Here is a 12,696-nt window from a genome sequence, read left to right on the forward strand (position 1 = left end):
TGCTCCCTATAAAATAAATTAATTACGCACGTTCGCCCCCGTTCTTAGGTAGCACTTACTCCATTCATGGATTGATTTTGCTGACGAAATTGAAAGTGCATCCACACCAAGGAGACGCAAACAGCGCCATACAAGAGCATAAAACATGAGCTTCGTACGCCTGTGAGATCCACCAAAGCGCCAAACATGATTGGCAAAATAAAGCCACCCAAGCCGCCGGCCAAGCCGACGACACCTGACACGGCGCCAATATTGCTGCCGTAGCCATCAGCAATAAATTTAAATACCGAGGCCTTGCCAACCGCCATCGAGATACCCACGACAAAAAGGATGATCGTGAACAGCACCGGGCTCAGTCCTATATGAAAAGTCTGCATGCCGTTGACTGTTTTTACGCTGAAATCAGTTTGAGGATAAGACAGCAAAAAGAATGCAACCCAACAAACCCACATCACCGCCCAAGTGACTTTGTACGCGCCGTATTTATCTGCTAACCAGCCGCCAAACGCACGTAACACACCGCCAGGCAAGGAGAAGCAGGCTGCAAGTAAAGCAGCACTCTTGATATCAAAGCCGTATTCAGTCACGTAATACTTCACCATCCATAAGCTCAAGCCAACGTAGCCGCCAAAGACTACCGAGTAATACTGGCAATACCGCCATACTTTGGGATCTTTCAACATGTTGAGCTGCGCCAAAAAGCTGATATTCGATTTCACGTTGTGACTAGGGTCCGTCGCCGAAAATAACCAGAAAATCAGTGCTGCCGCGAACATCATAACGGCGTACACCTGAGGTACCAGAGTCCAGCCACCAGCAGCAATTAATGCTGGAGCAATAAATTTATTCACAGCAGCGCCCGAGTTGCCAGCGCCAAAAATACCCATGGCTAATCCCTGACGCTCCTTCTTAAACCAGCGTGCAACATATGGGGTGCCAACAGAAAATGAACCTCCGGCGAAGCCCACCAGTAAGCCAAGTGTCAAAAAATGCCAATAAGCCGTCGCATAACTAATCAGATAAATCGGCAACACCGTTGTCAGCATCAAGACAAACAAAACAATGCGTCCACCGAATCTGTCGGTCCAAATCCCCAACGGCACACGAATCAACGAACCGGTCAGCACCGGCATCGCTGTCAAAAGACCAAATTCTGTTTCGTTTAGATGTAATGCCGCCTTAATAGGAATACCTATCACACCAAACATCATCCAGATGGTGAAACATACCGTGAACGCCAGCGTACTGGACCCGAGTACCGCATATGCATTGCCTTTGCTAGCCATGACCTACTCCTATTGCTTTTATCAGTGCTATCATCTTAAGGAGTAAAGGGGTATTTTAAAATTCCCCTGAAGGTGCATTCCGACTATGCAAATGGCTAGGCTTATTAGCCAAAAGGACTAGTCTACGGAGAACAGACCAAACAATTGTGCAGACCAGTGCGGTACCGTACCAAGATGCCACAACAATGTGTTCTATCATCAACACCTTTATGTGGCTCATTTCTGTTGTCCTTGACGAGAAAGTCATGTTTATAAAATTACTTAAATCACTGATTTATTTCGTCTCCGTATTTGTCCTGATACTCGTTAGTGTGGTTATCTTTATCAGTAACTTTAACTGGAACAACGCACGGCCATATCTGAACCAACGGATTACCAAGAACATTGGTCATGATTTTGCGATACGTGGCGACTTAACACTCCAGTTATGTACCGAATCAACGCGTGGTTCGGTGTGGGAGCGTTACTTTTCGCAAACGCCAATGTTATGTGTTAGTGCCAATGATATCTCGATCAGCAATGTGCCTTGGAGTAATACGGGTACGCAATTAGCTGCTGTGCGGCGGGTTATGGTGTCCTTGCAGCTTTGGCCGTTGTTACACAAAAAAGCTGTCATCACCCAGTTGGAACTAGACATGCCACAACTGGCGCTTGAACGAGGTCCTGATGGACGCGGCAATTGGTCATTACCAGAAAGCGATTCATCGGATTGGACTATGACTATTGCACAACTACGTTTTCCGAACGGATCCATGCGTTTTTTGGACAAGGCCATCAACCTTGACCTGCACGCCGAGGCGAGAGCGGTGGCAACTGTACCAGCGCAGGAAAATGGGAAAGACTCGCCAGATCAGCCTGCGCAACAATTCTTTCTCCGTTTTTTACTCAGTGGTAGCTACGACCATGCACCGATCACTGGCAATGGTCAGTTGGGATCGATATTGAGCATAAAAGACGCACACACGATTTTTCCAGTCGCTGCGACGATGCAAATTGGCGGCAATCATATCGCATTCAATGGGGTGATCACCGATCCACGTGCTCCCTCAGGGATTAATGTTGAGCTTGCGCTGGCAGGTGCCAGTCTGTCTGAGCTGTATCCCTTGACAGGCATATTACTTCCAGTCACCGGTGCTTACAAAATTAAAGGCCAATTGCTGGGACAAAAAATCGGTGCAAACTGGAACTGGCACTACCAGAATTTCATGGGCATGATGGGTGCCAGTGATCTTGCCGGCAGTCTGGACTATATTCATGGCGCACCACGCCCAACTTTGCGTGGCACGGTCACCTCTAACCAGTTACGACTCGATGATCTCGGCCCGCTCATCGGTGCTGAAAGTAGTACGCTAAAAATCGCACGTAGCAAAAAAACGATTCCGAAGAATCACAAGATCCTACCCACAGTGCAGTTTCAACCCAATCAATGGACCGCCCTCGATGCAGACGTCAAATTCAGCAGCAAGCATCTGACTCGTACGCACGATATTCCCCTCGAAAATATCGTGACAGAAATCCACTTGCTCGATGGGGTGTTAAGCCTGTCGCCGTTATATTTCGGTATCGCCGGCGGTGACGTCACATCAAATATTTCTCTCGATGGCCGGACTACACCGATCGCAGCACAAATAAAAATCGCCGGACGGAATGTAATGTTACGTGAATTGTTCCCAAAACTGGAATCAACGCACGAAAGTTTAGGTGAGATTAACGGCGATGCGGCGTTGACCGGACACGGTAATTCGATCTCATCAATGCTGGCAACCGCGAATGGCGAGCTGGCTGCCACTGTGAGTCGAGGATCCGTGAGTCGGTACATGCTGGAACTAGCAGGATTAAACGTAGCAAATGCTTTGTTTGTTAAAATTTTTGGTGATACGCAGGTCAGGATAAATTGTCTAGTGAGCGATTTTGGTGTGAAAGACGGCGTGGCTGAAATCCGCCGTTTCGTTATTGATACCGACGTGGCGGTCGTCGATCTAAAAGGGGATATCGATCTTGCAAAGGAACAGCTTAATCTGAACATGACACCTACATCAAAGGGCATGCGGGTCTTCTCACTGCATTCGCCTTTGTATGCCAAGGGCACCTTCTCCAATCCAGACATCGGCCCCTACAAAGGTCCGCTGCTGATGAGAGCAACTGCGGCAGCCGCATTGACTGCCTTGGCACCACCGGCGGCCATACTAGCAACGCTTAACATAGGCACAGCGCCGAAAATCAATTGTCCGGTTGAATTGGCGCGTATGTATAAGGCACGCAGCAATTCACGCTCTACAGCGACAAACGCTCCCGCTACACCGGTCGACCTCAACGAAATTCAAACAAATCGCAAGGCCATGCGTACCAAGTAAGAAAAAACTGCTTCGCCACGCGAGCTAAACCGCTCGTAAAGTGCGGCACGAAGTACAGGGGCTGGTACACGATACGCTCACAGGAATTTTGTATGGCTTAGCCACCCAATTTTCCCGAGGAGGCAGCTTGTGTTTTCCCCAATGCCTTTAATACTGTTTCCGGACGAATTGGAATATGCCGAAGACGAACCCCTATCGCTGCGAAGATAGCATTTCCAATTGCTGGGCCCACTACCGTGGTCGGTGGCTCGCCCATGCCCGTTGCCGTTTCTGTACTAGTCACAAATTCAATCTCTAATTCTGGAACATCAGCCATCCGAAGCGGCGTATAAGTATTCAAATTAGTATCACGCACCTGTCCGTGTTCAAATTGCGTTCCTTCATGTAAGGCCATGCTTAGCCCCCATAATGCGGCGCCTTCGGCTTGAGCTAAAGCACCGTCTGGGTGAATAATGGTGCCGGCATCAATAACCAAAAAAATCTTTTCCACGCTAACCAAACCAGTAAGTCGATCGACCTTCACCTTCGCGACGCATGCGCTCCAGGTTGGCATATCGCGTTCCTGACCAAAAGTGCTGGCAATTCCCATTCCAGTATCGGCTGGCATGATGCTACCCCAGCCTGCATTGGCTGCAACCCGTTGCAATACATTCGCCATTCGACTCGCGCCACCAACAGCATTGGGCATACTGCCAGCGTTAATACCCTTACCGTCCAATAGCATTAAACGGAAAGCTAATGGATCGAGCTTGGCGGAGATGGCAGCCTCATCAATAAAACTCTCGAGTGCCCAATTTGTCCAACCAGGTCCCACAGAGCGTAACCATCCCGGACGAAAAGTGCTATTAGCAAGATCGTTAGATAGCGCACGTACCTGATGGGCTCCGACAGAATACCAATGGTCTGCACCGGCAATCGAAAATGGATCATACGGCACACCATTTTTTCCTTTTGGCATAAATGAAGGAATCATTACCTGAGTGGGCCAACCTGCACACGCGTCATGTTGCATCGCGATGACTTTATTTTGCTGGTCAAATGCCAAACGCAAGCGCTGCACCGAGGGAGAACGTGGTGAATCAAAGCGGGCATCATCGGCTCGGGTACAGACCATCTTCACTGGCCGACCCAGTGCTTTTGCAGCGAGCGCAGCTGGGATTGCATAGTCACCATTCAATCTGCGCCCAAAACCGCCGCCCAACAAATAGGTATGCATTAACACTTTGTCTTCAGATACGTTCAGGGCTTTGGCCATAACAGGGAGGATTAGTGATTGCCACTGATTGCCAGTGTGAATATGCCACACGCCATTTTTCTCTAAGGCGAGTACATTCACCGGTTCCAATTGGAAGTGCAAGACGGTGCTGGTGGTATAAGTACGATCGATGATAAGCGTCGCGTTTGAAAATGCCAATGCTACGCCATCATCAGCAACGACCAAAGAACCGCCGGATTGTGCATGAATCAAATTTGTACCATGATCCACAATATCTGCCTCAGACACATTGGCACTACTACCGGCAGCCCAATCCACTTTCACAAGATCGGCTGCACGAATTGCACCTGCAAATGAGTCTGCGAAAACCATTACCCAACCAGGTACAGTATCAGATGGATCAATTAGCGCGATCGACTTTATATAGCCTGTGACGCTTCTGGCTCCACTATCGTCAATGGCGTTGACTTTTGATCCATAGCGAGTAGGAGGAATGAGCGGACGCGCATACACCATGCCAGGAGTCATTGCATCAATACCATAAACTGCGCTGCCGTCCGTCTTTGACGGTATATCAAGCGCGGTCGTATTGTGCCCGATCAGATGTCGCTGGTCTGGTGACTTCAAGGGCAAGGCTTTCAATTGCTCGGGCGTATACTGACGAACCAGGTTCCCGTGACTGACGATCTCGGCATAACTTATGGTTTTATTCGCTGCACGAACGATACTGTCACGAGCCACACAATGATTTGGATCAACGCCCAGAAGTTTGGCACCTTCTTCAATTAATGCAACACGTCCCGCTGCACCGGCACGACTCAACGTATCAAAGCTTTGCCATACTGACCAACTCCCACCTGTCACCATGGTGCCCCATTTAGGATCACTATTGACGTAGTTCAAACGTACATCATCCCAACGAACTTCTAATTCGTCCGCTAAAATACGCGCTAATGCCGTGCCGACATGTTGACCCATTTCGGCCTTAGCAATGTTGACCGTGACGATACCTTCGCGATTAATCTCAAACCAAATACTTGGATCAAAAACAGGTGTCGCATCGATCGACGCATTATTATCTTCAGCAAAACTTTGATCTGCCCGCAAAAAAGTAAGCGAAAATCCTGTACCAATCGCTGAAATTAAAAATCCACGCCGCCCCAGGGACGCGGGCTCGGCCATCGTGTTATCTACGTCAACGCGTAAATGCTTCATCAACTTAAACATTCGAATGCCCCTTGGACATGTCAACTGCCGCTATTTTGATCGCCTTGCGTATGCGGATATAGGCCATGCAGCGGCATAGATTGCCACTCATGACTGCGTTGATGTTGGCATCGGTGGGATTGGGGTAGTCGTTGAGCAACGTCGCAGCCTGCATGATTTGTCCCGATTGGCAATATCCGCATTGCGGAGTTTGGGTTTCAATCCATGCTTTTTGCAGGGGATGTTGGCCTAGAGGATCAAGTCCTTCTATCGTTACAATATGTGCGCCCTGCACTCCGGCCAACGATATAATACAAGAACGCACGGCACGTCCATCGATATGTACAGTACAGGCACCACATAGACCTATGCCGCACCCAAACTTCGTACCTTTTAAACCAATGTGATCGCGAATCACCCAAAGCAATGGCGTTGCAGGATCATCATGAACATCAACATCTTTACCATTGATTGAAAACTGGGTCATAGCGTATTCATCCTTTTATGTGTTGTGCCAGTGGTAAAAGTAATTCATGGTTGATGAGCACGTCGCATTGCAACGATGTCGTTTTCTAGGTTGAGCCATGGAGGTTGCGTAGTTCGGCTTCGACGAAGATAAGCGGCCATTTGTACGATATCGGTATTGGTCAAGGCTGCATCAAAACCTGGCATCATCATTGCGGAGCTACCCTCTTTTCTACCAATGCCATATAAAATCACTTGCAAAAAATTATCCGGATTGGGCGCGAACAATGTCGAGGAAAATCCTAGCTCAGGCCGTGATAGATTCATTGATGCAGCACTATTAGAGTGACATGATGCACACGCAGCGACGTAGAGGGCGGCACCATGATCGCTGTAGAGGTTCGATACTTGTGATGACTGCGCCGTTACCTTCGCAACGATCGTGTTTATCGCCAATGCATTCTGCACAATTTTCGTCGCGCCGTTTAGATCAGAAAAATAAGTAGCCAATGCATGCACGTCTGCATCCGTTGCTTTGGCCAACCCAGTATGTACCACCTCAGCCATTGGTCCAATAGCAACCCCATGTAGTTGTGTTTTCCCGTAACGTAAATAGGCATAAATTTCCGTTTCACTCCACATCACTAATGCAGGATTTGCCGACGTCAACGCTGGAGAATACCAACCATCAATAGCTGCACCAGCATAAGAAGCATTTTTGCGCTCGCCTCCTAAACTATTACGTGGGGTGTGACACGCCGCACAATGAGCGACGCCTTCAGCTAAATAACGCCCACGATTCCATTCTTCACTTTTAGTCACATCCGGAAGCAGAGGCGTTTTGTCAAAATAAAGCCATTTCCAGACGGTCTGTAAAGCGCGAACATTCAGAGGAAAAGGGAGTGTATTTTTTGGTGATACAGATTTGATCAGCGGTCGCGTCATGAAATAGGCGTAAAGCACTGCGACATCATCGTCTTTGATATGAGCAAAATAGGTGTATGGAAAAGCAGGGAACAAGTTAGCGCCATCCTGCCGAACACCCTCATGCAGTGCACGCTTAAACGCCTCCTGCGACCATCGCCCGATGCCGGTTGCCGGATCTGGTGTGATGTTACTTGAATAGATACGCCCGAACGGGGTAACGACAGCCAAGCCTCCTGCAAATTCGCCGCCACCTTTTACCGTATGGCAAGCAGCACAATTGCCGATACCAGCAAGTATGGCACCCTTATTGATTTGCTCGACGGAAAAAGAACTTTGCTGGGCTTGCTCAACATCAGCGAGTGCCGGGTGCCATGAGAGTCCAACCACTGCGATGAGCAATAGTAGAACTAGCCCAGCGAGTCCCGTTAAGAACTTTTTCATTGAATTAACCTCTCATGAGAAATGATGGCGGTGTCTATAGTCCAAAGACTTTCGTTAACTACGTTTCAAATAATGTCTTGCGCTTTGATTCATTTTTTATAGCAACTTGACGTGGGCTTCCGACAACGACTGCGATCTCACCATTTGACATTGAAGATTCTTGATTAGCGTATGAAAAATCAAGCTCTCTCAGTAGTTTGCGTAAGAAATAAAACGAGGCGCGGAATGCGCCGAGTTCTTTCATCGTGTAGTAAAGACATACGCCCATCTGTGCGGCGGCACACAGAAACTAACAGAGACGACCATCATTTTATTTTGAGCGATAACATTACGAATCGCTGGCAATTAAGAAAAATTCTCTTCAGCGAAATGCCAATTCGCCAAATTCCAAAATGCGTCGATATATTTTGGACGTGCATTACGATAATCAATATAGTAAGCATGCTCCCATACATCACAAGTCAACAGAGGTATCGAAGCGCCAGTGATCGGCGTAGCGGCATTGCTAGTACTAATAATTTCAAGTTGCCTGTTCTCAGATTTAACTAACCATGTCCAACCAGAACCGAAATTGCTTACACATGATTTAGTGAAATCTTCCTTAAAGATCTCGAAAGAGCCCCATTTGGCAACAATTGCTTCACCCAAATTACCAATAGCTATACCGCCGCCGCTTGGTTGCAAACTGTGCCAATAGAAAGTGTGATTCCACACTTGCGCCGCATTATTAAAAATAGCCCCAGATGACGTCTTAATGATCGATTCTAATGTAGACGACTCAAATTCCGTGTTTTTTATTAGCGCATTCAAATTATCAACGTAAGCCTTGTGATGTTTGCCGTAGTGATAATCCAAGGTTTCTCTTGAGATATGCGGTTCTAGCGCAGAAAGCGGATACGGTAGCGGTGGTAAAATATGTTCCATTGCAATTCCTTTTGATCGTTGTCCTACATCATTGTTAACTACCTCTTCAACACCCCGTTCGCTATGCATAGTTGTATTTGCCGTTTTATTAAACAGCGCCAAATAGAGTCCCAACAATTGAGGTGACAGCCAATGCCAACGCACTCCACAGCGTTACACGCAACACGCTAGGGAAAATTTTTGCAGCACCTGCGCTCGCGGCCAAGCCCCCAAGAATTGCAAGCGATACCAATGCAACGGACACAACGCTCCCGATTAGCCACGTTTCTGGCACGAATGCAGTAACAGCAAGCGGAAGTGCGGCACCAACCGAAAAACTACAGGCCGACGCCAGCGCCGCTTGCAATGGATGGGCAATGGACAACTCTGAAATACCTAATTCATCCCGAGCATGCGCACCCAATGCGTCATGAGCCATCAACTTGTCTGCGACTTGCTTTGCCAAAGGATAGTCAAGACCACGATGCATGTAGATCGCAGTCAACTCCTGGTGTTCTCCTTGAGTATCTGCTTTTAGTTCAACGGTTTCTTCCGCCAATGCCGCTTGCTCTGTGTCTGCTTGCGAAGACACAGATACGTATTCGCCACTCGCCATCGACATCGCACCAGAAACCAAACCTGCTACGCCAGTCAGTAAAATATTGCCATGAGAGACATGCGCCGATGCAACGCCGACGACAAGGCTTGCTGTCGACACGATCCCATCGTTTGCACCTAGTACCGCCGCACGTAACCAACCTATAGACTTTATGCGGTGCTTCTCAAGAGGCCGAAAGGTCATTGCACCTATTCCAATCTGAATATATTCAACTCACGGATGAACAAACCGACGTATATGGGAATGTGGAAATTAATTTGTTCCGTTTTAACTTACCCCATCCACCATCTTATTGACATTAGCTGAATTCAGTTTTACATCCGGTGCGCTAGCACACAGACATGTTCAATTTAATTATTCGGTTTGATATCTGTTTGCCTTAGACGACAGACAGGAAGGATTAAAAATATGAATGCATATCGTCAGCACGTATCAGGATTTTTTTCGCACGCCGAGGAGTCCCAACATGCATGAACCATGTTAGCCTGGGGAGCCAGTCTTGGTGCTTTGATAGGAACAACAGTCAGCAGCGTGACGAATGCAAAACACAAAAAAGGAAGCTTCGCGACATGGAAAAAATTCTAAGCATTCCTGAAAATACATTGGCCGTCCCGCTCAGAAACTTTTTCTTCTTCCGCATCTTTTACAGAATATTTTGACGGCGGTTAACAGGCCTACTTAACAGATAACTACTTTCTCTCTGGAGAAAGATGGACAAATAATGGACACTACCAAATTTTGAATAAAAAAAAGGAGTCGCAAACTAATGCAACTCCTTGATCTTATTACTGAATTCTGGTGGGCCTCCCGTGAGTCGAACACGGTACCAACGGATTATGAGTCCGCTGCTCTAACCAACATGAGCTAGAGGCCCATTTTTTTCTTAATGTTTTGCCATGATATTTTTAGTTTTATCTGTTCGAAAAATACTAAGCATTTTCAATACAAAACATTTGCTACTGCTAATCATTTACACCGCAAAAACGGCACAAAAAGACGCATTGGCGCTGAAAAAAGCAACGCCAATTATACAACATTAATTCCCTTCGAGGAAGCTCTTGAGCTTGTCGGAGCGAGATGGATGACGCAATTTGCGCAGTGCTTTTGCCTCTATTTGGCGGATACGTTCACGTGTTACATCGAACTGCTTACCGACTTCTTCCAAGGTGTGATCTGTCGACATTTCGACACCAAAACGCATGCGCAGCACTTTGGCTTCGCGTGGTGTCAGAGAATCCAACACGTCTTTAACGACGTTGCGCATGGACGCATGCAGGGCGGCGTCGGCAGGTGCCAGTGTGTGATTGTCTTCGATAAAATCACCGAGATGAGAATCATCATCGTCACCGATTGGTGTTTCCATGGAAATCGGTTCTTTCGCGATTTTCATGATCTTGCGGATTTTATCTTCTGGCATTTCCATCTTGATGGCCAGCGTTGCCGGATCTGGTTCTACACCAGTTTCTTGCAGAATCTGGCGAGAGATACGATTCATTTTATTGATCGTTTCTATCATGTGCACCGGAATACGGATGGTACGGGCCTGATCAGCGATGGAGCGGGTGATCGCCTGACGAATCCACCATGTTGCGTAGGTAGAGAATTTATAACCGCGACGATATTCAAATTTATCGACGGCTTTCATCAAACCGATATTACCTTCCTGAATCAGATCCAAGAATTGCAAACCGCGGTTGGTATATTTTTTTGCGATAGAAATAACCAGACGTAAGTTAGCCTCGGTCATTTCGCGCTTTGCTTTACGTGCTTTCATTTCACCAGCAGACATGCGCTTATTGATATTGCGCAGATCTGGCAATGGCAATACGACGCGCACTTGCAGGTCGATCAGTTTTTGTTGCAGTTGCTGCACCGCTGGCACGTTACGTCCCAATATAGCGCTGTAGGAATGACCGGAGTTAACTTCGCCTTCTACCCACTTCAGATTCGTTTCGTTACCTGGGAACACTTTGATGAAGTGAGAGCGGGGCATACCACAACGATTCACAGCCACTTCGAGAATTTGTTTTTCGATATGGCGTACTTCGTCAACCTGACCACGCAGGGTGTCGCACAATTTCTCAACGACTTTGGCTGTGAAGCGAATACCGAGCAACTCGTTAGAGATGGCTTCTTGTGCTTTGACGTAAGACTTGGAGTTATAGCCTTCTTTTTCGTAAGACTTGCGCATCTTATCGAAATTGGTGGAGATGATTTCAAACTTCGCCAGGGCGTCGCGCTTCATCTGCTCTAACTGTTCAGCGGAAATCGCGGCGGCACCAGCGGCACCACCATCGTCGTCCTCTTCTTCTTCGTCTTCTTCCTCTTCTTCGTCTTCTTCCTCTTCCTCAACTACGGCGACAACGACGACAGGTGCTGGTTCATCGGTCGCGTTAGGATCGACCAGACCATCGACGATTTCATCAATCTTCATTTCGTCGGCAGCGATTTTTTCTGCTGCAGCAAGAATTTCGGCGATCGTTGTCGGGCACGCAGAGATTGCCTGAATCATGTCTTTCAGGCCTTCTTCGATCTTCTTGGCAATAACGATCTCGCCCTCGCGTGTCAGCAACTCAACTGAACCCATTTCACGCATATACATACGGACAGGGTCAGTGGTACGGCCAAAATCAGAATCGACGGTGGAGAGTGCAGCTTCAGCGGCAGCTTCGACCTCATCATCGTCAGTGGTGACGGTGACGACGTTATCGGACAGCAAGAGCGTTTCTGCGTCTGGTGCCTGCTCGTAGACTGCTACGCCCATGTCATTGAACGTGCCGATAATGCCTTCGATGGCTTCTGGGTCGACGACGTTTTCTGGCAAGTGATCGTTGATCTCAGCGAAAGTCAGGTAGCCGCGATCCTTACCGAGTTTAATCAGTGTTTTGAGCTTTTGGCGACGACGTTCGAGTTCTTCTTCTGTCGCTTCTGGATCGGAGGAGAATGCGTCTTTGAGCAAGGCTTTTTCTTTGGCTTTGCGGTCTTTTGCTTTGGCTTTATCAATTGCCTTCATCTCAGCGCGTTCTACCGCGTTCAATGCTGCGATTTCTTCATTTTCTGGCTGATATTCTTTTGGTTTGCGTCCGCGACGTCCGGGCACTTTAACGCCTGGCAAAACATAACCGGACGTATCAATCGCGGCCAACACCGCAGCATCGGTCGTCTGTGAGACGGTCGGTGCAGATCCAGTCTTAATTTCCTGAACTTCAGGAGCAGCTTTCGCTGATTTCTTGGTAGGCTTAGTCACTGTCTTTGAATCGGTTTTGTTAGTTGTCACGG

Annotated in this window: 8 protein-coding genes and 1 tRNA gene; 1 reads left to right on the top strand and 8 read right to left on the bottom strand. The window is 47.8% G+C overall.

Annotation, left to right across the window (positions count from 1 at the left end):
* Positions 1–44: 44 nt before the first annotated feature.
* A complete protein-coding gene (locus tag ACO0KV_RS07225) occupies positions 45–1,286 on the bottom strand; it encodes an MFS transporter (protein WP_423041351.1) in 1,242 nt (413 codons plus the stop codon).
* A 245-nt stretch (positions 1,287–1,531) separates the two neighbouring features.
* Between ACO0KV_RS07225 and ACO0KV_RS07230 the strand changes: the two genes are divergently transcribed.
* A complete protein-coding gene (locus ACO0KV_RS07230) occupies positions 1,532–3,640 on the top strand; it encodes an AsmA family protein (protein ID WP_423041353.1) in 2,109 nt (702 codons plus the stop codon).
* Between the two features lie 97 nt (positions 3,641–3,737).
* Here ACO0KV_RS07230 and ACO0KV_RS07235 read toward each other — a convergent pair whose 3' ends face one another.
* From ACO0KV_RS07235 to rpoD, 7 genes are all read right to left on the bottom strand, one after another.
* Entirely contained in the window at positions 3,738–6,083 is a 2,346-nt protein-coding gene (locus tag ACO0KV_RS07235) for a molybdopterin cofactor-binding domain-containing protein (protein WP_423041355.1), read from the bottom strand.
* Positions 6,076–6,549, bottom strand: a complete 474-nt coding sequence (locus ACO0KV_RS07240; protein ID WP_423041357.1) for a (2Fe-2S)-binding protein — start codon at positions 6,547–6,549, stop codon at positions 6,076–6,078. The genes ACO0KV_RS07235 and ACO0KV_RS07240 overlap by 8 nt, the downstream gene beginning before the upstream one ends.
* A gap of 44 nt (positions 6,550–6,593) precedes the next feature.
* On the bottom strand, positions 6,594–7,895 hold the full coding sequence (locus ACO0KV_RS07245; RefSeq protein ID WP_423041359.1) for a c-type cytochrome: 1,302 nt from the start codon (positions 7,893–7,895) through the stop codon (positions 6,594–6,596).
* A gap of 345 nt (positions 7,896–8,240) precedes the next feature.
* Positions 8,241–8,819: a superoxide dismutase gene (locus ACO0KV_RS07250; RefSeq protein ID WP_423041397.1), complete on the bottom strand. Its 579-nt coding sequence runs from the start codon at positions 8,817–8,819 to the stop codon at positions 8,241–8,243.
* Between the two features lie 88 nt (positions 8,820–8,907).
* The gene (locus tag ACO0KV_RS07255; protein ID WP_423041361.1) at positions 8,908–9,600 is read right to left on the bottom strand and encodes a VIT1/CCC1 transporter family protein; all 693 of its coding nucleotides are present in this window, start codon (positions 9,598–9,600) and stop codon (positions 8,908–8,910) included.
* Between the two features lie 613 nt (positions 9,601–10,213).
* Positions 10,214–10,291: transfer RNA gene (locus ACO0KV_RS07260), tRNA-Ile, on the bottom strand.
* 162 nt (positions 10,292–10,453) lie between these two features.
* On the bottom strand, positions 10,454–12,613 hold the full coding sequence (gene rpoD / locus ACO0KV_RS07265; RefSeq protein WP_423041399.1) for an RNA polymerase sigma factor RpoD: 2,160 nt from the start codon (positions 12,611–12,613) through the stop codon (positions 10,454–10,456).
* Positions 12,614–12,696: the final 83 nt, after the last annotated feature.

It is taken from the genome of Undibacterium sp. RuRC25W, assembly GCF_049339825.1.
In the GTDB taxonomy this organism is placed as follows: Bacteria; Pseudomonadota; Gammaproteobacteria; order Burkholderiales; family Burkholderiaceae_D; genus Undibacterium.